Source organism: Kribbella sp. NPDC056345 (assembly GCF_042262745.1).
Lineage (GTDB): Bacteria > Actinomycetota > Actinomycetes > Propionibacteriales > Kribbellaceae > Kribbella.
This window is the reverse complement of sequence record NZ_JBHJQQ010000005.1, coordinates 178376-203895: the sequence shown is the minus strand read 5'-3', so window position 1 is coordinate 203895 and position 25520 is coordinate 178376. Positions and strand designations below refer to the sequence as shown.

General features: G+C 68.2%; 16 protein-coding genes. 9 read left to right on the top strand and 7 right to left on the bottom strand.

Annotated elements, in window-relative coordinates:
• Positions 1-61: 61 nt before the first annotated feature.
• From ACFCV3_RS19680 to acnA, 3 genes are all read left to right on the top strand, one after another.
• Positions 62-4462, top strand: a complete 4401-nt coding sequence (locus ACFCV3_RS19680) for a hypothetical protein (protein WP_376031683.1) — start codon at positions 62-64, stop codon at positions 4460-4462.
• A gap of 10 nt (positions 4463-4472) precedes the next feature.
• Positions 4473-5405: an LLM class F420-dependent oxidoreductase gene (locus ACFCV3_RS19675; RefSeq protein WP_376031681.1), complete on the top strand. Its 933-nt coding sequence runs from the start codon at positions 4473-4475 to the stop codon at positions 5403-5405.
• A 144-nt stretch (positions 5406-5549) separates the two neighbouring features.
• Positions 5550-8324, top strand: coding sequence for an aconitate hydratase AcnA (acnA, locus tag ACFCV3_RS19670; protein ID WP_376031679.1), 2775 nt, complete (start codon positions 5550-5552; stop codon positions 8322-8324).
• 48 nt (positions 8325-8372) lie between these two features.
• On the opposite strand, the gene ACFCV3_RS19665 is transcribed toward acnA, so the two are convergent.
• Together ACFCV3_RS19665 and ACFCV3_RS19660 are read right to left on the bottom strand one after the other, a co-directional pair.
• Entirely contained in the window at positions 8373-9509 is a 1137-nt protein-coding gene (locus ACFCV3_RS19665; protein ID WP_376031677.1) for a hypothetical protein, read from the bottom strand.
• Complete coding sequence (locus ACFCV3_RS19660) at positions 9506-10105, bottom strand: RNA polymerase sigma factor (protein WP_376031675.1); 600 nt, start codon at positions 10103-10105, stop codon at positions 9506-9508. The genes ACFCV3_RS19665 and ACFCV3_RS19660 overlap by 4 nt, the downstream gene beginning before the upstream one ends.
• 99 nt (positions 10106-10204) lie before the next feature.
• On the opposite strand from ACFCV3_RS19660, the gene ACFCV3_RS19655 reads away from it, so the two are divergent.
• Together ACFCV3_RS19655 and ACFCV3_RS19650 are read left to right on the top strand one after the other, a co-directional pair.
• Positions 10205-11230 carry a phosphotransferase enzyme family protein gene (locus ACFCV3_RS19655; RefSeq protein WP_376031673.1) on the top strand — a complete coding sequence of 342 codons (1026 nt, stop codon included), beginning with the start codon at positions 10205-10207 and terminating at the stop codon, positions 11228-11230.
• A 53-nt stretch (positions 11231-11283) separates the two neighbouring features.
• Positions 11284-11838 (top strand): HEAT repeat domain-containing protein, encoded by a 555-nt coding sequence (locus ACFCV3_RS19650; RefSeq protein ID WP_376031671.1) that lies wholly within the window; start codon positions 11284-11286, stop codon positions 11836-11838.
• Here ACFCV3_RS19650 and ACFCV3_RS19645 read toward each other — a convergent pair.
• The gene (locus tag ACFCV3_RS19645) at positions 11835-14795 is read right to left on the bottom strand and encodes a S8 family serine peptidase (protein WP_376031669.1); all 2961 of its coding nucleotides are present in this window, start codon (positions 14793-14795) and stop codon (positions 11835-11837) included. The two genes, ACFCV3_RS19650 and ACFCV3_RS19645, sit on opposite strands and share 4 nt — an antisense overlap.
• A gap of 28 nt (positions 14796-14823) precedes the next feature.
• Positions 14824-15186 carry a hypothetical protein gene (locus ACFCV3_RS19640; RefSeq protein ID WP_376031667.1) on the bottom strand — a complete coding sequence of 121 codons (363 nt, stop codon included), beginning with the start codon at positions 15184-15186 and terminating at the stop codon, positions 14824-14826.
• Positions 15187-15339: 153 nt separating this feature from the next.
• Here ACFCV3_RS19640 and ACFCV3_RS19635 point away from each other — a divergent pair, with 153 nt between their 5' ends.
• The gene (locus ACFCV3_RS19635; protein WP_376031665.1) at positions 15340-16968 is read left to right on the top strand and encodes an alkaline phosphatase D family protein; all 1629 of its coding nucleotides are present in this window, start codon (positions 15340-15342) and stop codon (positions 16966-16968) included.
• Here ACFCV3_RS19635 and ACFCV3_RS19630 read toward each other — a convergent pair.
• Both ACFCV3_RS19630 and ACFCV3_RS19625 read right to left on the bottom strand, forming a co-directional pair.
• Positions 16965-17375, bottom strand: coding sequence for an HIT family protein (locus tag ACFCV3_RS19630; protein WP_376031663.1), 411 nt, complete (start codon positions 17373-17375; stop codon positions 16965-16967). The genes ACFCV3_RS19635 and ACFCV3_RS19630 overlap by 4 nt on opposite strands.
• Entirely contained in the window at positions 17375-19282 is a 1908-nt protein-coding gene (locus tag ACFCV3_RS19625) for a Na+/H+ antiporter (RefSeq protein WP_376031661.1), read from the bottom strand. Before ACFCV3_RS19625 ends, ACFCV3_RS19630 begins: the two co-directional genes overlap by 1 nt.
• 91 nt (positions 19283-19373) lie before the next feature.
• Here ACFCV3_RS19625 and ACFCV3_RS19620 point away from each other — a divergent pair, with 91 nt between their 5' ends.
• The gene (locus ACFCV3_RS19620; protein WP_376031659.1) at positions 19374-20885 is read left to right on the top strand and encodes a CocE/NonD family hydrolase; all 1512 of its coding nucleotides are present in this window, start codon (positions 19374-19376) and stop codon (positions 20883-20885) included.
• Here ACFCV3_RS19620 and ACFCV3_RS19615 read toward each other — a convergent pair.
• Positions 20864-21361 (bottom strand): DUF402 domain-containing protein, encoded by a 498-nt coding sequence (locus ACFCV3_RS19615; protein ID WP_376031657.1) that lies wholly within the window; start codon positions 21359-21361, stop codon positions 20864-20866. The two genes, ACFCV3_RS19620 and ACFCV3_RS19615, sit on opposite strands and share 22 nt — an antisense overlap.
• A gap of 53 nt (positions 21362-21414) precedes the next feature.
• Here ACFCV3_RS19615 and ACFCV3_RS19610 point away from each other — a divergent pair, with 53 nt between their 5' ends.
• On the top strand, positions 21415-21681 hold the full coding sequence (locus ACFCV3_RS19610; RefSeq protein ID WP_376031655.1) for a hypothetical protein: 267 nt from the start codon (positions 21415-21417) through the stop codon (positions 21679-21681).
• A 365-nt stretch (positions 21682-22046) separates the two neighbouring features.
• On the top strand, positions 22047-25514 hold the full coding sequence (locus ACFCV3_RS19605; RefSeq protein ID WP_376031653.1) for a LamG-like jellyroll fold domain-containing protein: 3468 nt from the start codon (positions 22047-22049) through the stop codon (positions 25512-25514).
• Positions 25515-25520 lie beyond the last annotated feature (6 nt).

Sequence of the window (25520 nt, the reverse complement as noted above, 5' to 3'; positions counted from 1 at the left end):
GTGAGTGTCCTACCCCTCGGGTAGCGTGCTGGGTCTGGATTCCAATGCGCTGGAGACCTGAATGCCGCTCGTTGATCTCGACGACCCGGAGGAGTTGCGCGCTCGCTGGAGCGCGCTGGCCGCCGTGTCCCACGCCACCGGTTTCGACCGGCGGTGGTACGCCGATGCCGGCGGGTACTACCACCAGGACGAGACGGGCTCCATCCTGCGCCTCCAGCGCCTGGGAGAAGGCCGGGCCGTCCTGTTCGGCTACCAGACCCAGCACAGCCAGACCGCAGGCTCGGACCTGCTGGCCGGATCGCCCGACTGGATCGGCCAGCCCGAGGTACGGCAGCGGCTCTCGGCGGGGGAGCTGGGGTTCGTCTACGGCGCGTTCAACGGCACCTGGGGGCGCGCGGCGTACGAGGGTGACCCGTGGGAGCCGGTGCCGGACGGCTTCCTGCAGATCGGCGGCTGGATCACCTCCGAGGAGGACTCCGCCCGGGAGATGATCGAGTGGGTCGCCGAGTGGGCCGACTACCTCGGCGGTCTCGACGAGTTGCTCCCGGCCGGTATCGCCCTGATCCGGACCGGCGGAGCCATCACGCCGGAGGCGCTGACCGCGTTCTTCGCGGCATTCACCATCGACCCGCGGTCTCCGGTGCAGCCGAACATCCCGGTCGGGGTGGCGGCGGCCCGGGAGTTCACGCCCGGTGCGGCGCCGGCCGGGGTGCCGAATCTTGCAGTCCCGGAAAAGTTTCCGTCCGGGCCTGACGCGGGTGTGGGTTCGGTCGTTGAGCCTGGCGTGACTGGAGCACGCGACGACGGACGGGCAGCGGACGACGAGGAATCCTTCGTCGTGCCGCCGGGTATCAGCCCGTTCACCGGGCAGCCGATCGCCACCGACACCGGAGGTATTCCGCTCGAGTCCGGTCAGCCGGCCGCGTACCAGCAGGTCCCCTTCGGTCGTGACGACACACCGAAGCCCGACGAGTACGGCGTCGTCGGCAAGAAGCAGGGCTGGCTCCGCCGCCGCAAACAGGACGACCCGCCACCCCCGCCCGCCCAGCCCGCCGCTCCCGCGCTCGGCTCCTACGTCCCGACGGACGTCCCCGACAACGGCCTCCCGTACAACCGCCTGCCCTCCTCCGAACCCCCACGCGTAGGCGACGGCCGCCACGAAGGCGACGACTTCTACGCCAGCCTCTTCGCCGACACCCCCGCAACCCCCACCCCTGACCAGGACTGGGAAACCGCCGAACAACCCGCCTGGTCCGACTCCGAAGCCACCAACGAATACAACCCCTTCCAAGACACCGCCGCCCCCTCGGAGGGCGCACCCGCAGCCCAGTCCCCCTTCGCGCCGCCACTGTCCGACCTAGACGCAACCGCCGAACGCCCAGCCCTCGCCCCCCACACCCCGTTCCCGCCCGCCGCAGACCCAGACGCAACAGCTGCCCATCCGCCCGTCCCCCCGACCCCGGAGGCGACGGCTGCCCCCTCGCCGTTCGCTCCCGCGCCAACCCCGGATGCGGCGGCAGCAGGCTCGCCGTTCGCTCCCACCTCGGCCCCAGACGCAACAGCTGCGCACTCCCCGTTCGCACCTCCGTCGACCCCGGATGCTGCGCCTGCCCGCTCGCCGTTCGCTCCCGCTTCGGACCCCGAGGCGACAGTTGCGCACTCCCCGTTTGCTCCAGGCGCGGACGCGGCGGCAGCCCGCTCAGGATCTGCTCCAGTCTCGGAGGATGCGGCGCACTCGCCGTTCGCCTCCGCGTCGAGTCCGGATGGGGTCGCGGCCGGCTCGCCGTTCGCTCCGGCATCCGACCCTGACGCGACGGCGGCGTATTCGCCGTTCGATCCGGGCGCGACGGCAGCTCGCTCAGCGTCTGTTTCTGAGCCTGCCGACATGGATGCGACCGCCGAGCGGTCGCCGTTCGCTCCTGTGTCTGGGCAGGCGGATGGTTCGGTGCCGCAGGCCGGTCAGGCGACCAACGGATGGGACGGACCTGCCTGGGTCAACGGCGAGTGGGTCGAGGCGCCGCCGTCCGCCAACACGTCTGCCCCCAGTGCTCCGGCGGCTCCCAGCGCCGCAAACCCGGCAGCCCCCGGCCCGACGAACTCTGCAGGTTCTGGCACGCCTGGTACGCCGGCCGCCGAGTACTCGACCACCTCCGCTCTGGACCACGCGAGCTCCGAACCCAGCAGCCCGGCTCCTGCATTTGCCGACGACGACGAAGCACCGACCGCCGAGATCGCCGCCGTCCTCGACGACGACCCGGCCTCGTTCACCGGCCCGTCTCCGTTCGCCCTCCCAGCAGCCGACCCCGCCAGCCCGCCTCAGCCGGCCGACCCCACCGCCCCGGAACCGCTCGCAACCGCCGCCAGCCCCTTCGCACCACACCAAGGCGACCGCCAACCGCCGAGCCCCACCGCCAACGCCGGTGCTGTCGACGCCACCCCGCGTCCCACCGAGCCAGGCCGTACGCCGTCCGACCAGTTCACCCCGAATCCCGCCCACCCGAGCGCTCCGCAGCCAAACCCCTTCGCCCAGCACCCCGCCGAGCCCACTGAGCCGAGCCCATTCACAGGCGAGCCCACCGCCGGAAGCCCGTTAGCAGGCGAGCCCTCCGAGGGACGCCCGTTCGCAGGTGAGGGCACCGACGGAAGTCCGTTCACAGGCGAGCGTGCCGGTGGAAGCCCGTTAGCAGGCGAGCCCTCCGAGGGACGCCCGTTCGTAGGTGAGGGCACCGGTGGAAGCCCGTTCGCACCGGCGACAGACGCATCCGCCGGGGCCGGCCTGCGTCAGCCGCACGGTGACCAGGACGTTGAGCTGGACGACGAGACCGCTGAGATCCCTGTGATCGTCGAAGCCTCGACGGATGAATACCCTGAAGCTCAGGTCGAGCCTCACCCGGAGCCGTGGCCGCAGCCGAGTCCGGGTCCGTGGCCGCAGCCCACGGATCCGCAGCCTGCGCCGACGCCTCATCCGTCTCCCGATCCGCGCCCGGCACCGGGCCCTGACCCGTATCCCGCCCCCGGCCCGGATCCGTACCCCCGTCCGACGCCCGAGCCGCAGCCGGATCCGTACCCGCATCCGACACCGGAGCCGACGCCCGCTCCGGATCCCACGCCGTCGCCCGGTCCCGGTCCCTCGCCGCAGCCCGACCCGGATCCGTCGTCGTACCCCGGTCCCGATCCCGCGTCGCAGCCCGGTCCGGATCCATCGCCGTATCCCGGTCCCGGTCCCTCGCCGCAGTCCGACCCGGATCCGTCGTCGTACCCCGGACCCGACCCCACGCCGTACCCCGGGCCCGACCCGACGCCGTACCCGCGTCCGGATCCCACGCCTTATCCCGCTCCGGATCCGACGCCGTACCCGACGCCTGAGCCGAATCCGTACCCCGGGCCGAACCCGACGCCGTACCCCGGGCCCGACCCCACGCCGTACCCCGGGCCCGACCCGACGCCGTACCCGGGCCCCGATCCGACTCCGTATCCCACGCCTGAGCCGATGCCTCGGCCGGAGCCGGAGCCGGTTCCGCAGCCGGTGCCGCCGGGGGAGCCTGATCCGCAGCCGGGGCCGGTGCCGCCGCCTGAGCCGGGGCCGGTGCCTGAGCCGAGTGAGCCTTCGCCGTGGCCGGATGGGCAGCCGAGTCCGGTTGCGTCTGAGGAGGGCGGTGAGCGTGGGCCGTGGCAGCCGACTGCTGCGTCGGATGCGCTGACTCGTGCGCCTGAGGCTGCTGCCGGCATGCCTGCTGAAGCGCAGGAGCAGTACGCGCCGGAGGCACACGCTCAGAACGGTCACCCGCAGTACGACGAGGAGTGGCCGGAGGATGCGGATGAGCCGACCGGGGTGATCCCGGCGGTGTTCGAGGATGAGCAGTACGAGGACGAAGCCGCTCACGCGCCGGAGCCGGCCGCGGTGCTGGGGGCGTTGGCTAGTGCGGGTGGGATGTCGATCCCGGGCCTCGGGCTGGTCGGGTCCGATGGGCCCGGCGTCGAGTTGGTGCCGGGCTCGCTCGAGGAGGCGATGCGGGCCGAGCGCGAGCAGACGCGACCACGGCCACGAAGGTCACCGGCGTTCGATGCGCTCCACGCCTGGTGCCGGGCGCGGACCGCGATCGTCCCTTCGGGGTTCACGATTCAGGTGCAGGTGCTCGATCCGGAGGCGCCGTCGTACCGGTTCGATCTGGAGCCTCCCGAGGTCGACGACCCCGAGTTCGCTGCCGACAAACTCAGCGGCCTGCTCGGTGACCTCTGGCTGACCGAGGCGCAGGGCGAGCACGGCGGCTGGCTGTTCGCGCGGTTCGACGCGGCCGGCCGCACGCTGCGGATCGACCGTTGGTACGACCAGGTTCCCGACTGGTGGGACACCCCGGTCGAGTCGCGACTGGACGTCGGCAACCTGGCCCGTCGCCTGGCAGCGCGTGCTCCGCAGTGGCAGCCGTCGTACGTGGAGAAGCTGTACACCAACGCGAGATAGCGTTGTCCGCATGCTTCTCAGGATCTTCACCGAACCCCAGCAAGGCGCCTCGTACGACGACCTCCTCGCCGTCGCCCGGAAGACCGAGGAGAACGGTTTCGACGCGTTCTTCCGCTCCGACCACTACCTCGTGATGGGTGACGGGGACGGCCTGCCGGGCCCGACCGATTCCTGGATCACGCTCGCCGGGCTGGCCCGTGAGACCCAGCGCATCAAGCTCGGCACGCTCGTCAGCCCGGTGACCTTCCGGCATCCCGGCGTCCTGGCGATCACGGTCGCTCAGGTCGACCAGATGAGCGGCGGGCGGGCGGAGCTCGGGCTCGGTGCGGGTTGGTTCGAGGCGGAGCACACGGCGTACGGGCTCGACTTCCCGGACACGCCCGGCCGCTTCGACCTGCTGGAAGAGCAGCTCGAGGTGATCACCGGGCTGTGGGACACGCCGGCGGGGGAGAAGTACGACTTCAACGGCAAGCAGTACCAGCTGAAGGACTCTCCGGCGCTGCCGAAGCCGGTGCAGCAGCCGCATCCGCCGATCATCGTCGGTGGCGCCGGCAAGAAGCGCACGCCGGAGCTCACCGCGAAGTACGCCACCGAGTTCAACGCCGGCTTCAAGTCCGTCGAGGACACGAAGGTGTTGTTCGACCGTGTCCAAGCAGCCTGTACGGCGATCGGCCGCGCGACCGACACGCTTGCCCTGTCGGTCGCGCATCGCGTCGTCGTCGGGAAGGACGACGCCGAGGTGAAGCGGCGCGCGGATGCCGTCGGCTGGTCGCTGGACGAGTTGAAGGCGCACGGCGTCGGCGGCACACCGGATCAGGTGGTCGACCAGCTCGGCCGGTTCGCCGAACTCGGCAGCGACCGGTACTACCTGCAGATCATGGATCTGCAGGATCTCGACCACCTCGACCTGATCGCGTCGGACGTTCTTCCCCAGGTCTCGTAGAACTTCGAAAGTGACTCGATGTCGTGTATCTTGATGTCGAGAGACTTCCCTGCCACCAGGTTAGGTTTACCTGACCTCGTGGCCGGGCCGGGGGCCCGGGAGGATGGGCCCCAGCGGAACTGGACCGGATAGAGGAGCAGGTTGATGGCGAGCGTCGACAGCTTCGGTGCCCAGGGGGCACTCGAGGTCAACGGACAGTCGTACGAGATCTTCAGGTTGGCGGGTATCGAGGGGGCGGAGACGCTGCCCTACTCCCTCAAGGTGCTGCTGGAGAACCTGCTGCGCACCGAGGACGGCGCGAACATCACCGCCGACCACATCCGCAAACTCGGCAACTGGGACCAGAACGCGGCTCCGGACACGGAGATCCAGTTCACCCCCGCCCGGGTGATCATGCAGGACTTCACCGGGGTGCCGTGTGTGGTCGACCTGGCCACGATGCGCGAGGCGGTCGCCGAGCTCGGGGGTGACCCGACCAGGATCAACCCGCTGGCGCCGGCCGAGCTGGTCATCGACCACTCCGTCATCATCGACGTCTTCGGCCGCCAGGACGCCTTCGAGCGCAACGTCGAGCTGGAGTACGAGCGCAACCGCGAGCGGTACCAGTTCCTGCGCTGGGGCCAGACCGCGTTCGACGAGTTCAAGGTCGTCCCGCCGGGCACCGGCATCGTGCACCAGGTGAACATCGAGCACCTGGCCCGGACCGTCATGGTCCGCAACGGCCAGGCGTACCCGGACACCTGCGTCGGCACCGACAGCCACACCACGATGGTGAACGGCCTCGGCGTCCTGGGCTGGGGCGTCGGCGGTATCGAGGCCGAGGCCGCGATGCTCGGCCAGCCGGTCAGCATGCTGATCCCGAAGGTGGTCGGCTTCAAGCTGACCGGTTCGGTTCCGGCCGGCGCGACCGCGACCGATGTCGTGCTGACGATCACCCAGATGCTGCGCAAGCACGGTGTGGTCGGCAAGTTCGTCGAGTTCTACGGCGACGGTGTGACCGTGGTGCCGCTGGCCAACCGCGCCACCATCGGCAACATGAGCCCGGAGTTCGGCTCGACCTGTGCGATCTTCCCGATCGACGACATCACGCTGGAGTACCTGCGCCTGACCGGCCGCGGCGACGACGAGGTCGCGCTCGTCGAGGCGTACGCCAAGGAGCAGGGGCTGTGGCACAACCCGGCCGTCGAGCCGCGCTTCTCGGAGTACCTCGAGCTGGACCTGTCGACCGTCGTACCGTCGATCGCCGGGCCGAAGCGCCCACAGGACCGGGTCGCGCTGAGCGAGGCCAAGGAGTCCTTCCGCGGTGTGCTCGTCGACTACGCCACCGAGGAGCTCGAGGTCGACCCGTCGGAGACCGGGAGTTTCCCGGCCAGCGACGCGCCGAACGGGCACGGCAACGTCGACGACAACCCGCATGACGTTGCCCCCAGCAACGATCGCGCGACCAAGAAGACCAAGATCACCCTCGACGGCCAGGAGATCGAGCTCGACCACGGCCACGTCGTGATCGCCTCCATCACCTCCTGCACCAACACGTCGAACCCGTCGGTGATGATGGCGGCCGCGCTGCTGGCCAAGAACGCGGTCGACAAGGGTCTCGCCTCCAAGCCGTGGGTGAAGACCTCGCTGGCCCCCGGGTCGAAGGTCGTCACCGACTACTACGAGAAGGCGGGCGTCACGCCGTACCTGGAGAAGCTCGGCTTCCACCTGGTCGGTTACGGCTGCACGACCTGTATCGGGAACTCCGGCCCGCTCCCGGAGGCCGTATCGGCCGGCGTCCAGGCGGCCGATCTGGCGGTGGTGTCGGTGCTGTCCGGCAACCGCAACTTCGAGGGCCGGATCAACCCGGACGTGAAGATGAACTACCTGGCGAGCCCGCCGCTGGTGATCGCGTACGCGCTGGCCGGCACCATGGACTTCGACTTCGAGAACGAAGCCCTGGGCAAGGACACGGACGGCAACGACGTGTTCCTGCGCGACATCTGGCCGACCGCGGCCGATGTCGAGAGCGTGATCGCGAGCTCGATCACCAAGGAGATGTTCACCAAGGACTACGCCGACGTGTTCGCCGGTGACGAGCGCTGGCAGTCGCTGCCGACGCCGGAGGGCAAGACCTTCGCGTGGGACGCCGAGTCGACCTACGTGCGGAAGCCTCCGTACTTCGACGGGATGGCGCACGAGCCGTCGCCGGTGACCGACATCGCCGGGGCCCGCGTGCTCGCCAAGCTCGGCGACTCGGTGACGACCGACCACATCTCCCCGGCCGGTGCGATCAAGGCCGACAGCCCGGCGGGTAAGTACCTGGCCGAGCACAACATCGACCGCAAGGACTTCAACTCCTACGGTTCGCGGCGCGGTAACCACGAGGTGATGATCCGCGGCACGTTCGCGAACATCCGGCTGCGCAACCAGATCGCACCGGGCACCGAGGGCGGTTTCACCCGCGACTTCACCAAGGCCGACGCCCCGGTGACGAGCATCTACGAAGCCTCCGAGGCGTACGCCGAGGCCGGCATCCCGCTCGTCATCCTGGCCGGCAAGGAGTACGGCTCGGGTTCGTCGCGCGACTGGGCAGCCAAGGGTACGGCGCTCCTCGGCGCGCGGGCCGTGATCACGGAGTCCTTCGAGCGCATCCACCGGTCGAACCTGATCGGTATGGGCGTGCTGCCGCTGCAGTATCCCGAGGGTGAGAACGCGGAGTCGCTCGGCCTGACCGGCGAGGAGACCTTCGACATCAGCGGCGTCACCGCGCTGAACGACGGTTCGATCCCGCGCACCGTCCACGTCACCGCGACGTCGCCGGCGGGCGAGGTCAAGGAGTTCGACGCGGTCGTCCGCATCGACACCCCAGGTGAGGCGGACTACTACCGCAACGGCGGCATCCTGCAATACGTGCTGCGCTCCCTGATCGCCAACTGATCAAACGGAAGGGCCGACCGGACTGCAATCCGGTCGGCCCTTTTTCGTTTAGCGGAATCGCTTGCAGTCGAGGCCTTCCTCGTAGCCGTAGGCGGGTTTGCCGGTCTTGGACCCCGGCTTGACCTTGCCGGCGATCTCGTCGGCGTAGCTCCAGACGGACTCGTGGAACCAGCCCTCGGCCTTCATCTCGTGCAGGATCTTCCAGGACTTGCTGCCCTGCATGGCCTTCACAGCCTCGGCTGCCTTGGCCTTGTCACCGGACTTCGTCGCGGCGGCCCACTGGTCGAGCCACGCACAGGACGCCGCGGCGGTCACTCGAGCGCCGAGTTGGTACCGCCCGATCACGGTCTCCTTGTACAGCGGCGCCTTGTTGAAGCCCTTCGGTACCGTGACCTGGGCGAGCATGCCGTCGACCGCCGCCCGAAGCTTCTCCGGCTTAACGACCGACTCGGGCATCGCGCCGAGCCAGGTGTTGACGTCGACCTTCTTCAGCTTGCCGAGGATCTCCCGGTACGCCTCCTCGGAGCCGAGATCGGCGCGGAACTGGACGTACGTCGCGCCCTTCGGGGGCAGCATGAAGATGATGGGGCGGTAGTGCTGCTCGCCGTTGCTGCCCACTTCCGTGGCCGGAGTCGGGCCTCCAGGGGGCGGCGCGGCGTGGCGGAACAGCGTGCCCTTCTGCCCGAGCACCTGGACCTCGGTGCGGCTGATCGCGTCATGGGCCCAGCCGTCGAAGCGGGACTTGTACTGCTTGGCCGGGTACCAGGTGAGTTCGAAGGTCTTGTCTCCGTTGGCGAACTCCAGATCACCCGAATCCTTGGTGAGCTCGGTGACCTCGCTGATCTTCCAGGCCGGGTCGTCGATCAGGATCCGCTCGTTGGCCTCGGCGATCGCACGGAGCTCCGCGGCGTACGCCGGCTGCGGGGCCACGAACGGCGCGACCGGACTGTCCTTGGGCAGTACGGAGCCCACGACGGCGACGGCTGCCGCGATGGCGACCGCGGCGGCGGCGCCGAGAGCGATCCGGCGGCGCCGGCTCGGCCGCAGCCGGGTGGCGGGTTCGGTGGTGGTCAAGATCTCCTCCAGCAGTTCGGACTCGGCGCGGTCGGTCGGCAGGTGCCGGACGCTGTCGTCGCCGAACGGGTTGGCCCCTGCGACCAGCCGGTCGAGTTCGCGGTCGTTCATCGCTCCTCCTGAGCTGGTCGCAATGTTCTGTCATCCCGTTCATGTCCGTGATCGGCGAACGCGTCTCCCAATCGCTTCCGCAACCGCCCGCGGGCCCGGTGCAACCGGGTCCGAACCACCCGGGCCGGTACGTCGAGCACCACGGCCGCCTCCTGCGGCTCGAGGTTCTCCCACGTGGTGAGCATCAACAGCTCACGATCGTTGTCACTCAGCCCGTCCAGGGCAGCCATCAGTACGGCGTTCGCCTCGACCTCGCCGGCGTGGTCCGGTACGACGTCCTGCAGTTCCACCCGCAGTCGCTCACCGAGCCGGTCCCGCCGCTGCACCCCGCGCCGGTGATTCGCGAGCACCCGGCGGGCGACGCCGTACAGCCAGAGCCTCGCCGTACCGTCGGCCGGCACCTCATCGAACCGGCGCCAGGCAACCAGCATGGTGTCGGCCACGACGTCCGCGGCGTCGTCGGGGGAGCCGCAGCGACGCAGCGCATAGCCGAGCAGCTCCCGAAAGTTCTGCTCGAAAAGCTCCCGGAACTCGTCCTCGGCCGTCGGCCGCACCCTGATCGGTATCGGGACGGGCGGACTCGGGGGAGACGTCATACCTTGTCCATGTCCGGCAGTATGCGCCGCGTCTCAGGTCATTTCTGGTGGGTCGAAATAGCGTCGCCCCGACGGTACGGCGCGTGGCACACTCCCCGGATGCCGATCAACGCCGAGCAGGTCGCCGACGCGTTCGGCCTCGGAGCCGTCCTCGAGGACCGCCCGCTGGCCAACGGGGACCGCCCCGCCGTCACTCGAGTTGTGTCGACGACGAGTGGGCGCTGGGTGGTGAAGTACGACCGCCTCGGCTCCGCCGACCGCGCCGACCTGTCCGAATGGCAGCGTAGGAAGGCCTGGACCGTGCACCGGCTGGAGAGCGCCGCCGCAGCTGCCGGCATCCCGATGCCGCACCCCGTCCAGCCGCCCGAGCCGAGCGTGGGCTTCTGGTACGCGCCGCCGGGCGGGGACCTCGTCCGGGTGACCGAGTGGGTCGACGGCCGGGATCTGAGGGAAGTCCGCGTTCCCGACGAGGAGCTGGCTACTTGGCTCGGCGGCGTGCTGGCCGGGATCGCGCGGTTGGATGTCGCGGGCGACCCGGACGCCGATGCCTCGGAAGTCTTCCCGTTGGACGAGTGGCGCGACTGGGTCCGCGAGGCCGAGGGGAAGGCCGACCCGGCGCTGGGCCGGGCTGCTCGTGCCGTACTCGGGGTGGCCGAGGACTCGGCCGACCTGATCGCCGACGCGCTGCGGAATCGTCCGCCACTGCGGATGACGCACGGGGACGCCGCCCGGGCCAACATTCTCGCCACCCCGAGCGGGCTGGTGCTGATCGACTGGGAGTCGGCGACGGCCGACGTCTCCTGGTGGGACGCGGCGAACAACGCCGTCCGGCTGGCCGCTCCCGACGAGCAGAGCATCGCGGGCGGCGACCCCCGGATCATCCGCGCGCTGATCGGGTCCTACCGCGACGCCGGTGGCCCGGCCGGGCCTGCCGACCCGACCGCCTTCGCAGGCCTGCTCATCGGGCACCTCAGCTTCACCGCCTGGTGCCTGTGGGTCGCGCTGGGGCACCGCGACGAGAGCGCGGAGCAGGTTGCCTTCTGCACCCGCTCACTCCTCGACGCCGCCGAGCACCTGCCGCGCATCCTGCGCGAACTCGACGACTGGGCCCAGCTGCTGACCTGACAGAGGGCCGACCGGTCGCGGGAATTGTCGGTGCGACGGGATTTACTGGGCGCATGACTCCGGACCATCCGCGTGAGGTTGTGCAGGCAGCTGTTGCCGCGCACGGCGAGGACACGGTGATCGACTGGGCGGTCGCGTTCCTGATAGGCGAGATCCCTGGCGAAGCGGCGTACGGCGAAGACCTGCCGAAGCTGGTCGCCTTGACCGGCTCGGCGAATCCGGGTGGCTGGAGTCAGCCGGTCGACCCAGTCAACTACTACTGGATCCGGGTCTGGGCCGCGCGAGTGTTTCTCTACGTCTGGCGGGACGACGTGGTGGATGCGCTGCTGGCGGTGGCGGACGATCCGGCCTGGCGAGTGCGTGAGCACGTCGCCCGGATCACTGCGCAGCGAGAGCTCGGCCAGTTGGTCGATGCGCTGCTCCCGATGCTGGAGCACGAGTTGCCGCGGGTGCGCGCGGCCGCCGTACGGGCTATCGGTGCAGCGGGGGAGTACGAGCATGCGGAAGCGGTCGAGGCGCTGGCAGGCGACCCGGACCAGACAGTCCGGGTCGCCGTTGAGCGTGCCTTGGTCAAACTCAGTGAGAGGCTGGACCGCCCATTGAGTTAGAACCCTAAGGTGTTGAGCTTCTCCAGCAGCAGGATCTGCTGCCGGATCTGGTGGTTGGTCGACGCCGGGTTGAGGCGGATCGCCTCGGCCTGCGCCATCACTGCACCGAACGTGCTGTCCGGCTGCAGATCCAGGTTGGTGTCCACCCCGCTGCCGAGGTCGAACGAACCGTCGGCGAAGTTGAGCCAGGCGGTCAACGCCTGCCGGTCGAACTCGGCCTTCGGGTTCAGCAACTGGATGTTGAGGACGGCATGTGCCTTCGCCATCGTCGAGACGTCACGCGCCTCGGAGAAGACCGGGCTCATGTGCTGCGCCACCTGCAGGTAGCAGTTGATCGTGCTCACCGGCAGGTCGACCGGCGGGATCCGCAGCCCGGGACGGGTCTGCAGGTACCACAGCGGTGCGATCCGGGTCAGGTGCGCGTTGCCCTGCACGATGACCTTGGCCGAGTCCGCACTCGAACCGCCGTCGTCGTCGCGTGCGCCGAGGCCCACGTCGTAGTTACAGGCCGATCCGAACGTGTGCGCCTTGGTGTCGGTCACATCGCGTGGCTGCAGCGACGGGCTCGGTGTCTGGTCGGATCCCGGCGGGTTGACCAGGTAGTTCGTCGTCACGTCCGGCGCGGGCGGTCCGTCACCCCAGCTCCAGCTGAGCGCGAGGTCGTCGCTGCCCGGGTCGGTCGACCGGCCCTTGAACGTCACCGGCTGCCCGCTGTGCGCGATGAACGTCGGTACGCCGTTCACCACCGTCGCCCCGGATTCGTCGATCACCGCGGTCGGTGCCACGTTCGTCACCTGCACCGGGAAGGTCGCCGTACCGCTGCCACCGTCGTCGTCGGTCACCTTGACCCCGACAGTGAACGAGCCGTTGTCGCCGTACGCCCGGCTTCCGGTGACGGTCGTCCCCAGCAGCGAACCAGCGGTCGGAGCGCCGAAGCCCCAGTCGATGCTCGCCGTGTGCGTGTCAGCCGAACCGGGATCCACGAACGACGCCTTCGCAGCCAACGTCGAGCCCTCGGTGATCGTCTTCACCTGCGCCGGATCGATCGTCACGACCGGAGCCACGTTGCTGACCACCACCGGGAACGACGCCGAGCTCGTGCCACCGTCGTCATCGGTCACGGTGACCTTGACGGTGTAGTTGCCGTTGTCGGCGTACGTGTGGCTGCCGCCGACCTGGCCGAGCGTGGCCGGCACACCCGTCGTCGTACCGTCACCCCATTCGATCTGGGCCGTGTGGGTGTCCAGAGTGCCCGGATCCGAGTACGTCGCGTTGACCCCGTACGACGCGCCTTCCGTCGTCGAACCCGGCTGTCCGGGCGCGATGACGATGCTGGGAGCAACGTTGTTGACGTTCAGCCGGAACGTCGTGGTCGCGGTCTCGCCCTTGTCGTCGGTCGCGGTGATGGTGACATCGCGACTCTGCGTGGGACCGTCACTGGTGCTGGCAGTCCAGGACCAGCGACCGCCACCGACGTTGGCGACGTTCCCGCTGGAAGCGGACAGCGCGACCGGCCGACCTTCGGGATCACCGAAGCCGCCGGCGTTGCTGGCCGTCGTACCCTCGTTGACCGTCACGGTGTTGTGGTCGGCGCTGATGGTCGGCGGGTTGTTGCCCTGCTGCAGGGAGCCCAGCAGGTCGATCCGCGGTGTGGTCGCGTTGGTCGTCGGGCTGGTCGCGTAGGTGATGTTGACCCCGGTGTCCCGCAGATACCCGAGCAGGGTGGCTGCGGTGGCGTTCGGGTAGGCGTGCCGCAGGGCCGCGAACGCCCCGGCCACATGCGGAGCTGCCATCGACGTACCGTCGAAGTTGGCCCAGGTGTCGTCCGGGATCGATGAGCGCACCGACGTACCGGGAGCGAACAGGTCGAGCCGCGGACCACGGTTCGAGTAGCCGGCGGGACTATCGACCTCGTTGCCGCTGCCATTGACTCCGATCGCGCCGACCGTGACTGCGGTCGAGACACACGCGGGTGCGCCGACACCGTTCTGGTGCGACTCGTTGCCCGCCGAGATGGTCGTCGTGATGCCGACCGAGAGCAGCAGGTCGATCGATGCCTTCGAGGCGTTACCGTCGCAGGCCGTCGCCTGGTTGGTGTCGTCACCGCCGCTGAGGTTCGCCGAAGCGATGGTGAAGGTGTTGCGCAGGTCGTAGACGCGCTGCATACCGGCGATGAAGTCCGACGTGTAGAACCGGACGCACGGCGGGTTGCCGTCGCAGCCGGTGTTGCTGCGGTGGTAGATCTGGATCGCGATGATGTTCGCGCCCGGAGCCACACCGTTGCCCGGAGCACCGGTCACCCCGGCCGACGCGCCGGCGGCGATCCCGGCGACATGCGTGCCGTGGTCGCAGATGTTGTTCGTACCGTCGAGGCAGTTCGCCGTCTCGGCATCGGCGGATCCGGCGCCGGTCTGACTGGCCGTGCCGTTCGGGCAGAGCGAGACCTCGTTGGCGCCGTTCGTGCTGGAGTAGCAGGCCTCGGACACGATCCGGCTGCCGAAGTACGGGTGATCCCGGTCGATGCCGGTGTCAAGGATCGCAACGGTCTGCCCGGCGCCCGTGAACCCGAGCTGGTGCACCGTGTTGGCCCGGATGAACGGGATACTCCCGCCCAGGGTGGGCGACCCGACCTTGTCCTCCTGGATCGACACGACGTTCGGGTCGGCGGCCAGCTCACTCAGCGCCGCCTTGTCGGCGTCGAGAGCGAGCAGCGGGAACGACCGGTAGGTCCGGTTCTGCTCCGCCGTACCCTGGTCGATGTTGTCGAGAACCGCTTGTTTGTCGGCGATCTGGTCGACCTTGACGATCACGCGCGTGCTGCCTTCGCGATCCGCCTTGTCGATCAGCGCCTGTTCAGTGGGTGTGGTCGGATCGGACGCGGCTTGCGCCGGGAGTTGCGTGATGCTCGCTGCCAGACCGGCCAGGGCCAGGGCAACGAACAGTCTTCGGACATACATCGTGGTTCCCCCATTGTTGTGATGCCGCTCAGCTGGGCTGCTGCGCGGTGTCCTCCTGCACAGCCGCGACTCGCGGTGAGTGCTGCAGCCGTTCGAGGGCGGTCGCGTCGACGACCAAGGCCAGTTGCGGTACGGCCTCGTACCGCCGGATCACCTGTGCCGTTGGGACCTCGGCCAGTACGGCGTCCTGTGCGGCCCTGATCGCGGTGCGTTGCGCACGACGCGCCTGATCCCCCAGGTCACCCTCGGGCCGGAACGAACCGGCCAGGGTGACGATCACGCGCCGTGACTCACCACTTGGTGTCTCGGTCGGCGTGCTGCCCGTCCCCGTCGTACAGGACGCGACGATCAGCAGTCCCGCAGCGAACAGCCCGCACCGGATCCACCCCATGACGACCCCCTCGTCAGCGGTCAGGTTTGACCGCGGTCACATCGTGCCGGAGCATCTTCAGCCAGCCTTAAATACGTCTTGAGTCAATTTCTGTCACGCACTGGCCATCTGGTGGTCAACCACTGGCAGTCCTCGGTGGGAAGCGTTCGCCGCATGGAGACTTCGCGAAGATCAGTCCTGAAAGCCGGTCTGGCGTCCAGCGCGGTGGTCGCCGGCCTGACCGCTCCGGCCACCGCGGCGGCGACGCCCGTCCGGCAGGATCCGTTCACGCTCGGTATCGCGAGCGGTGACCCGTGGCCCGACGGGTTCGTGCTGTGGACCCGGCTCGCTGTCGACCCGACCGCGCCGGACGGACTCGGCGGGATGCCGAAGCGTGCGTACGCCGTTCAATGGCAGGTAGCGACCGACCGGCGCTTCCACCACACGGTCCGGGCCGGTGTTGCGTTCGCGCGGCCGGAGCACGCCCACGCGGTCCATGTGACCGTCCAGGGTCTGCAGCCGGGCCGGGAGTACTACTACCGGTTCCGTGCCGAGGGCTACGTGTCGGCGACCGGCCGCACGCTGACCTCTCCGGCTCGCGGGACCACACCGCACGAGCTGTCGATGTCGTTCGTCTCGTGTTCGCAGTTCGAGCACGGCTACTTCACGGCGTACCGGCGGCTGGCCGAGGACCGGCCGGACCTGGTGCTGCACCTGGGCGACTACCAGTACGAGTACACGAAGAACACGTACGTCGCGCCCGGCGGGAATGTCCGTGATCACGACGGCCCCGAGACCACGGACCTGGCGTCGTACCGGCAGCGGCACGCGCAGTACAAGTCCGACCCGGATCTGCAGGCCGCGCACGCGGTCGCGCCCTGGCTGGTCGTCTGGGACGACCACGAGCTCGACAACAACTGGGCCGACGAGATCCCGGAGAAGCCCGAGAAAGGGTTCCTGGACCGTCGGGCCGCGGCCTTCCAGGCGTACTACGAGAACATGCCGCTGCGCGCGTCGTCGAAGCCGCGCGGGATCGACATGCAGCTCTTCCGGCGGGTGAAGTGGGGTGAGCTGGCAACGTTCCACATGCTCGACACCCGGCAGTACCGCGACGACCAGGGCTGCGGTGACGGCTACAAGGACTGCCCGGCGGCGGTGGATCCGAAGCGGTCCATCACGGGGGAGCGGCAGGAGAAGTGGCTGATCGACGGCTTCCGCCGGTCCGAGGCCCGCTGGGACATCCTCGGGCAGCAGGTGTTCTTCGCGCAGCGCGACAACAACCAGGGCCCGCTGAAGGTGACGTCGATGGACTCCTGGGACGGGTACGTCGCCTCCCGCGACCGGATCACCCGCGGCTGGGTCGACGCTCGGGTGCGCAATGCCGTCGTACTGACTGGTGATGTGCACGCCCACTGGGCTTCGGATCTGAAGCTGAACTACGACGACCCGGCGGCACCGGCGGTCGGATCGGAGCTCGTCTGCTCGTCGATCTCAACCGGTGGCGACGGCGCCGACTCCGGTACGACGGCGCACCCGTGGCTGCAGTGGAATCCGCACCTGCGGTTCCAGAACAACCTGCGCGGTTACGTGAACACGACGATCACACGCGAGTCGATGGTCGCCGACTTCCGCACGCTGCGGACGGTCCGGGACCACGAGGCTGCGGCGTACACGCGGGCCCAGTTCACGATCGAGGACCGCAAGCCGGGTCTCCACCTCACCGCCGAAACCCCGCCGACCCCGGCTGCTGCGCGCGCGTTGGCCTTCGAGGACACCGTTGCGTGGGAGACCGCTCGCCCCTAGAGCACGTTCCGCAGCTTGGCGGCGTACTCGGCGGCTTCGGCATCGTCGGCGTACTTCGTCCGCGGCCAGAAGAATCCGCGTAGTCCGTCCCCCTTCGTCCGCGGCACGACGTGCACGTGGAGATGGGGGACGGACTGGGACACAACGTTGTTGACGGCAACAAACGACCCCTGCGCGCCATACGCCGTCCGGACCGCCGCGGCGACCGACCGCGCCGCACCGAACAGCGGCACGGACAGCTCATCGGTCAGCTCGACCATCGTCGGCACGTGCTCACGCGGCACGATCAGCGTGTGCCCCTTGAACACCGGCCGGATGTCGAGGAAGCCGACGATGTCCGGTGTGTCCAGGACGATGTGCGCCGGCGTCGTACCGGCGATGATCGAGCAGAACAGACAGTCCGCCATCAGCCGAGCTTCTCGTCCACGAAGCACCAACGCCAGTTCTCACCGGGTTCGAAGCTGCGCATCACCGGGTGCTTGGTCTCGTCGTAGTGCTTGCTCCCATGCTTCATCTCCGAAGAATCACAGCAGCCGACATGGCCGCACTCCAGACACAACCGCAGATGCACCCAGGAACCGCCCTCGGCCAGACACTCCTCACAACCCTCAGGCGTGTTCGGAGTGACCACCGCAGGCGCGTCGATGAGGTGCGCGCAGTCGCCAGTAGCCGAGGCCGGCGGACGCAGGTCCTCGGAGCGGCCGCCGACGTCGTCGTCCTCGTCGCGATCCAGCAGCGACTCTTCGATGTCGAGCACGGACTGCGCGCGCTGCAGGACCTCATCGGCGACCAGGCCGCCGTCGCGGACCTTGAGGATGTGGGCCCGCTCGGCCTCCAGCATCGCCATCCGCAACCGCCGGTACGCCTCGCTCGGCGTCTCGTACTCGGTTTCCGGACGCCCCAGCCGCTCCCACGCGGCCAGCGCGCGTGACTCCCCACGCTGGCGCAGAAGCGCGAGAACGGCCTCGGGATCATCCGGCCTACTGATCTCGTCGAGCTTCTCGATCGCGGCCCGATGCGCACCTTGCAGTACGGCGGCCTCCTGCAGCGCGTCCTCTGCGGGATCCGGTCCGGGCAGCTGCAAACGCCGTACCAGCCAGGGGAGTGTCGAGCCCTGCAGGAGCAGCGTGCCACCGGTGACGGCCAGGGCCATGAAGACGAGGACCTCGCGGTGCGGGGTGTCCTCCGGCAGGGTGAAGACCGCGGCCAGTGTGACCACGCCGCGCATGCCGGCCCAGCAGACGACGATCAGCGCACTGAACGAGACCGGGCCAGGACGGGACCGGCCGAGGATCCGGCGGGACAGGTAGGTGGTCGGGATGACCCAGATCGGCCGGAGCAGGATGGTGGCCAGGAAGACCGCGACCGTCGAGGTGGCGATCAGCCAGGCCGGCAGCGGGCTCTCGGCGAGATCGTCGAGGATCCACCGGGTCTGCAGGCCGATCAGCAGGAAGACCGTGTTCTCGAGCAGGAACTGGAAGGTGCGCCAGTTGGTCCGCTCCGAGATCCGCGACTTGGCCGACTGGATGATCGGCGCCTTGTGCCCGAGGATCAGGCCGCAGACGACCACGGCCAGTACGCCGGACGCGTGGATGGTGTGGTTCTCGGCCGCGACGTACGCGATGAACGGCGCGGTCAGGCTGAGCGTGGTGTCCAGCACCGGGTCGGTGAACCGCTTGCGGATCTTGGCCAGCACGATCGCCACCACCAGGCCGATCGCGACGCCACCACCGGCCGCGCGGAGGAAGTCGAGGCCGACGTGGAGCACGGTCGGGACGACCAGTGCCGCGCCGATCGCCGTACGGAGGATGACGAGCGCGGTCGCGTCGTTGACCAGGCTCTCGCCCTCGAGGATCGTGACCACGCGCCGGGGGAGACCCACCCGTTTGGCGATCGCGGTCGCGGCGACCGCGTCCGGCGGCGCGATGACCGCGCCGATCGCGAACGCGGCCCACAGTGGGAGCGGTTCGTAGCCCTGGGAGTCGGCCACGAGGTTGAGCAGCCACCAGGCGACCAGGCCGACACCGACCGCGGTGAAGGCGACGAGCCCGACCGATAGGAGGCCGATCGACCGGCGGTGCTTGGTGAAGTCGACCAGGCTGGTCTTGATCGCCGCGGAGTACAGCAGCGGGGGCAGGAACCCGATCAGTACCACCTCGGGCTCCAGCTCGACCCGCGGGACGAAGGGCAGATAGGACGCGGCGACCCCGATCACCACGAGCAGCAGGGGAGCCGACAACCCGATCCGCCGAGCCAGCGCGGCCCCGCCCGCGACCACGGCGACGAGGGCAACGATCTCGATCGCGATATGCACGGAGCACAGTGTCTCAGTTCGTACTGGCGACGGTGGCCACTGTCGTCTAGCGTGTGCGAAGCGAGATCCGTCCACCACGGGGAGTGATCACATGCGACTTGCCGCCGCTGTCCTCTTGCTGGGCGGCCTGCTGGCCCCAGCCCCTGCCGTAGCTGCTGTCGCCGAGGACACCGTGACCACCGGCTGTGTCCCGTCGGTCCCCGAGCCGGGGACTTCGGTGCCGGTGCGGATCTGCTACTCGCTCTTCAAACCCGCCGTGGCCTCGGCGACCCACACCGTGCCGCTGATCTTCAGCAGCCACGGCTGGGGTGGTTCGCGGACCACGGACATCCGGCAGTTCCGGGCGCACCTGGACGCGGGCTTCGGCGTACTGAGCTTCGACCAGCGCAGCTTCGGCGAGAGCACCGGCGTCGCACACGTGATGAACCCCGACTACGAGGGCCGCGACGTCGTCAAGCTGATCGACTTTGTCGCGGGCCTGGATTGGGTGACCAAGCAACGACCGGGTGACCCGCTGATCGGTGCCATCGGCGGCTCGTACGGCGGCGGCTACCAGCTCGCCGGCGCGTTCACGGAGCTCCGCGACTCGGGCCGGACCCGTTTCGACGCACTCGCACCCGAGATCACCTGGTGGGATCTCAAGCGCTCCCTCGCACCCTCCGAGACCGCGCGGACGATGTGGCTGACCAGCCTCTACGCGACCGGCGGCAAGAACCTGCCGCCGTCGATCGGCAAGGCCTTTCTCACCCTGGTCGCGACCGGGGCCTGGCCCACGGGCAAGGCGGGCCGGGAGCTCGACCGCTTCTTCGCCCACAACGGGCCGGCGTGGCACGTCGCCCAGGGCCGCAAACTCGACATACCGGTCCTTCTCGAGCAGGGCATCACCGACAACCTGTTCAACCTCAACGAGGGCCTGTCCATCTTCGACCGGGCCCTCACCCCACGCGCCCGGGCCCGCTCGCTCCTCGTCGGCTACAACGGCGGCCACGCACTGCCTTCCGTCGTACCGCCCGGCTACGGCACCGCCGGCGACCCGTGCTCGATCGCCCTCGGCTCCCCGAACTTCGCCGACCTGGCCCTGCGCTTCCTTCGCCTTCGGTTATTGGGGGAGTCGACCGGCCTCACCGGCTTCGGCGAGTACCACCTCTCCACCGCCGACGGTCGTTGCCTGACGCAACGTAGTTTGGTTGCAAACACCTCGCGCCGACTGGGCAAGATCGCCACCCCGACCGGCGTCGGCGTCCCCGTCAACGTGAAGATCGCCGCCGGCCCGCTCACCGTCGCCGGCACCCCACGCGTCTCCGCCAACGTCTACACCATCGTGCCGCGTACTCCAGCGTTCCTCGCCCTGAGCGTTGGCACCAGCCCCCTGACCGCCCGCGTCATCCAGCACAACACCATGCCACTGCGCGAAAAACGAGCAGCCCACGGCATCCGCCGTACCATCGAACTCCCCGCGATCGCGGTCGACGTACCAGCCGGCCAGAACCTCTACCTCACGGTCTCCCCAGTAGCAGACATGTTCGCCGGCCAACGCGCCCCACTCCCCGGCGCCCTCCTCCTGAAGAACACAACCGTCAGCTACCGCACCATATCCAAGTAGGTCTTGTAGACGCTGGTGAACGGCTCATCATCAGCCACCGCCTTCACCAGCCAGTCACAAGAAGCCTGCGCCTGCTCAACAATCCCGGCCGGATACCCGTACTTCACCTGATGCTCGGCGAACTCGTCCTCGTCATCCACCAGCACAGTCCCGTCCCGCCGCTTGATCACATCAAGATCCAGATCGATCATCGTCACCCGATCGTCCGAGAACTCCACCGGCGTAGTGACATCGCAGTAAATCTCCGTCATCCGCGGCGCATCATTGAAAATCGCCGTGAACCACTTCCCCCGCGGAAACAACTGCACATGAGCCTCCTCCGCCGTCACCCTCAGCTCATGCCCCCGCTGCGAAACCGCCCCCACCCGCCCACCCAGCCAAACCCCGTACTCATCCTCCCCAAGAAACTCCATCCACTGATGCCAATGCAAACTCTCGTCGAACTTCCGATACACAACCCGCACGTCCCGTCCCATAGCCGCAATCTATCGCGCCGAAGGACCCCTGCTCGGGGGAAGGGACACCCGCAATGGCAACCATGCAAGCACTCCACGTTCTAGCCCAGGCCGTCGCTGAAGGCAGGCTCACGGCCCATGAATTCATGACCGTGTGCCTGCCCTTCTACAAGACCTCGGCCGAGCACTACCTGTCCGACGACTACTGGGTAGGTACCGGAGAACCAGCAGAGGGCACACTGACTGACGATCAGGCGAGAACGGCGGCGGCTGACATCGCCGCAAGGATGGAACTACTGCCGACAACGGCTCCGCCGCTGCAGCTTGGTGCAACTTCGTAGACACGCTCCGTTCCCGGAGGCAGGCTGGCGCGCCCCGCCGGCTTCTCCGACAGTGACCGCCACCTTCCGAGGCGCCCCGGTGGAGAACCGCCTGGATACGCCAGGATGCCGGGAACCGTCGTCGTCCGCATCTACACCGGCCAGCGGACCAGCGTAGGTCTGCACCGACTACGACGACCCGAACACCCGCGACTAACCCCAGTTGTATGGGTCGTTTGTATGGGTTGTCGCTGTTGGTGTTCACCCGGACGACCTAGGGTGACCAGCCTCGGGATGATGTAACTGACAGTGGGGTGGGGAACGTGAGGCGGGGATCTCGTGCTGCTTCGGCATGCCTATGGCGCGGCCGGACTTCAGTAGTCGTATTGGCGGCATTGGCCGTGCTGACAACTAATCTGCACGTGCTTCCGGCGGTTGCCGCGCCGCCGCCGGTGCCCAAGGTCGGCCGCGATGCCGATGAGGCGGCCAGGTTCGCTGTCGCTGGCAACGCGCCGGTCGAGGTTGCCGACCGGACGACGGAGACATCGCTGACGTTCGCCAATCCAGATGGTTCCTTTACCGCCGAGGTGTCGAACGGTCCGGTTCGGGTCAAGCGCGACGGTGCCTGGCGTGCGATCGACACCACGCTGGAGTTCCGCGCCGACGGGTCGGTCGGGCCCAAGGCCGCAGCGTCCGAGATCTCGCTCTCCGGTGGCGGAGCCGGCCGGATCGGGAAGATGGGCGTCAAGGAAGGAACCTGGACACTGAACTCGCCCTGGACCCTCCCGCGTCCGACTCTGGCCGGATCGACCGCGACGTACGCCGAGGTTCTGCAGGGCGTCGACCTGGTCCTGGACGCCACCTCCGAAGGTTTCAGCTACAACCTGGTCGTCAAGACCCGCGAAGCCGCGACCAACCCCGCGCTGAAGTCGATCCACTTCCCCGTCGTGACCGCAGGCCTGTCACTGCGGACGAACCGCCCCGAAGGTCCGGCATACGTCGCCGCCGACGGCCGCCTGGTCCTGACAGCAGGCGACGCGATCATGTGGGACTCGGCGAAATCGACTCCGCAAGGAAAGATCGCCGTACCGCGTCAGTCAGCTCAGCTCGTTGAGGAAGGTCCCGCCGGCGCCCACTCGGCCGAGATGGAACTCCGTGGGGATGCGAACGGCCTGACCATGGTCCCCAACGCAGCCCTCCTGACAGCCTCATCGACTGTCTACCCAGTTGTTCTGGACCCGGAAACGAAGCCCGTCGGCCGTCAATCCTGGGCTGCCGCTTGGGAGCTCTACCCGACCACCTCGTTCTTCAAGACCAGCCACAGCCTCGGTGTCGGCTACGAGTCCTACGAACAGAACAAGATCGTCCGCTCGTTCTTCCAGTACGACACCGCCCAGTTCCGCGGCAAGAAGATCACCGAAGCGATCATGAAGACCTATGAGACGCACTCTGCGAGTTGTGCAGAGAGATCGGTCACGGTCAGCCGCACCACCACGATCACGACGCGCACGACCTGGAACAACCAGCCAGGTGTCCAGATGGAGGCGACGAGAAAGACCTTCGCCAAGGGCTACAGCTCGGCCTGCCCAGACGGCTATGTCGAATTCGCGGTGACCGGAGCAATCGCCGACACCGCCGCCAGGGGGTACGGCACCGCGACCTTCCGTCTCAGTGCCACCAACGAAACCGACGGCCTGGCCTGGAAGCAGTTCAAGTCGGACAGCATCCTTCGCGTCTCGTACGTGACACCGCCGGATGTTCCCCGCCAGCTCGGCCTCACCGACCCCGCCACCGGCTGCGACACCGCGGCAGCTCCGGTGAACGTCGGCTCATTCAGCCTCCAGTTCGCCGTCGAGCCGATCCTCCAGGGCCGCGTCAATGAGCCCAACGCCCGCCTCTATTCCGACCTCGAGATCTTCAGCAGTACCGGCCGCCTGCACTGGTCCAGGAGGCTCGGCCCCGACCTCCCAGGCACCGTCCAAAAGATCTCGATCCCGAACACGGAGGCGGCCAACATCTTCCTCGAGGGCGCGACCTACCACTTCCGAGCCCGAACGGTGTACCCGATCCCCGGCCTGGAGACCCTTTACTCCGGCTACCGAGGCTCGTGCTACTTCAGGGTCGATCGCAAGGCCCCACCTCCGCCGGACGTCACGGCAAAGTATGGCGCCACCGTCATAGACAACTGCCATATGGCGCCCACCTGTCCTGAAACCGCCCCGTTCGGTGCCGGCGTCAGCTTCACCTTCAAAGGGAACGCCACAGATGTGGTCCGCCATGAGTACTGGTTCGACGGCGAGCCACGTCGCTCTGTCAGCGGACATACAGTCACGAAGGTTCTGATTCCACCACAGGGAAACAGGAACATGCTGACTGTGCTCAGCTACGATCCCGCGGGACACGTCGGCAGGCCCGCAGTCTTTCTGATCAACGTCCAGAGTGCTTCGCCACCGGTAAGTGACTGGTCATTCGACGATGGTGCTGGAACGACAGCTGTCGACAAGGCCATGCCTGCACATCCGCTGACTGTGTACGGCGGTGGAGCGTTCGACGACGCCGGGCGCGATGGAAAGTCCATTCGCTTCGACGGTGTCGACGACTATGCCGAGACTCCGACAGCGACTGTTGATACGTCGAAGAGCTTCACCGTGTCCGCCTGGGCTCGTCTGTGGACACCTGCCGATGCGGTCGTCGTCGGTGCTGCGGGCAACATCGCGAGTGCTTTCCAGCTCACCTATTCGGCCGCGGCCAAGCAATGGGTGTTCCAACGGATGGCCACGGACGCGTTGAATCCGGTGATTGTGAAGGTTTCATCCGACGAGCCTGCGGTGCTTGGTGCCTGGACTCATCTAACGGGTGTCTACGACAGTGCGACCGATCGGATGCAGCTTTACGTCAATGGGCGCCTCCAGACACAGGGTGATGTCGCGATATCGCCGGACAAGGCCTGGAAAGCTACCGGACCGATCAGCGTCGGCAGGGGCCAGTACAACGACGTGTTCAAGAACTGGTTCCCGGGTTCGATCGATCGGGTCCAGATCTGGAACCGTGCAATGGGCGAGGCGGCTGTGATGGGCCTGACGAATGTCCAGGCAGATTCAGCGACCGTCGTAAGCCAAGCTGCCCGGTGGCGGCTCGACGGGGCCTCGCAAGGGGCCGATCAGGTGTGGCGCACCGAGGAGTCGGTCTACGGCGCCAACATGGTGATGTCCGGATTCGGTGCGACTGGGGATCAATCCACGGCGTTTGTCGAGGATGACGATCGCGGCAGAGTACTCCGGTTCAGCGGATCCGCCGGCGAGGCACTCTCGTTGCCGCGTCCGGTCGTGGACGCCGGGACGACGTTCTCTGTGGCTGTCTGGGTCAAACTCTCCGACCCTTCGGAGCCCGCTGTGGTCGCCCGCCAGGCAGGCGGCGATCGCGACGCCTGGCGGCTGGAGTGGGATCCGGGTGACGACGGCTTCCAAGGCCAGTGGAAGTTCACCCGAGCGCGTGCCGACGGAGCTGGCGAAGACCCACCTGCGATTTCGAAGGCGCTTCATGAGGTCGTGTCGACTGAATGGCAGCTTCTTGTGGCAACCTACGACGCCAACCTGCCTGGTTGGGCGAACCAGGATCGTCTGGGCCGGATCACCCTCACGGTGAACAACAAGCCGAAGGCCGAATCGGACCGCGACCACACCTCGCCGTACCGACAGGGGAGCACGGTCGTCGGAAAAGGCCGTGCGGCCGAGACCGAGTTCGCCGGTCTCGTCGACGACCTCCGGATGTACGTCGGTCCGCTGACGGACAGTGCGGTCTGCAGAGAATTCCCCGAGCTTGGCAGCGAGAGCTGTTCGGCGACGGCCGGCTGAGAGGAG